Origin of the sequence: Catenulispora pinistramenti (assembly GCF_018274385.1) — a bacterium.
Taxonomy (GTDB): Bacteria; Actinomycetota; Actinomycetes; order Streptomycetales; family Catenulisporaceae; genus Catenulispora; species Catenulispora pinistramenti.
Window position 1 is genome coordinate 1 of sequence record NZ_JAAFYZ010000525.1, and the last position, 686, is coordinate 686.

Consider the following 686-nt stretch of genomic DNA (forward strand, 5'->3'; position numbering starts at 1 on the left):
CGCGTCGTCAGCCCGATGGGTACAGCACCGGTGTCCGGGGGTAAAGTCCGCGCGCGGCGGACATGCAGGTAGGCGGCGGTTTCGTGCAGCGCGAACTTGACCCCCGGCCACCGGCACTGTAGGCGAAGCCCTGCCGACGCGACCGAGGGGAACGAACCGAAAACCAGCCGGAGAAATACAAAACAGGGGGTGCGGGTACCGGCGGCTCGGCGAGCTCGGCCGCCGGTCCCGGTGCTGGCCAGCGCGCCAGTATCCGAGGTATGCCTTCCGGGTTGGCGGGCGCCGGATCGGCCCGGCGGCAACAACCGATACCAGCGGGATAGCAGGTTGCTGAGACAGATCAGCAGATAGCGGCCGTATTGGTCGCCGAGCTGGATTTTGCCCTGGCCCTCGACACCCGCCACGGGCACAGCTGTCGAACGCTGCACGGTGCTGCACTGCACTGCACTGCACCTGGGCCTGTTAACTGCACCGCACCCGGGCATGTTGTCGGCCAGCCAACCAGCGACCCGCCGCCAGGGCCTTACCGGCAGCCGCAGCAACCAACCGGTGTCCTCGTTCCCTGCGATTGCTATTCTTCCGGCTGGTTTTCGGTTCGTTCCCCTCGGTCGCGTCGGCAGGGCTTCGCCTACAGTGCCGGTGGCCGGGGGTCAAGTTCGCGCCGTACGAAACCGCAGCTCAGGCAC

Annotated in this window: 1 protein-coding gene; it reads right to left on the reverse strand. The window is 67.3% G+C overall.

Annotated features, from left to right (window positions below; all coding sequences use genetic code 11):
- Nucleotides 1–404 (reverse strand): hypothetical protein (locus KGQ19_RS48785; RefSeq protein ID WP_212022481.1); only part of this gene is annotated, 404 nt, incomplete at its 3' end.
- Between the last annotated feature and the right edge of the window lie 282 nt (nt 405–686).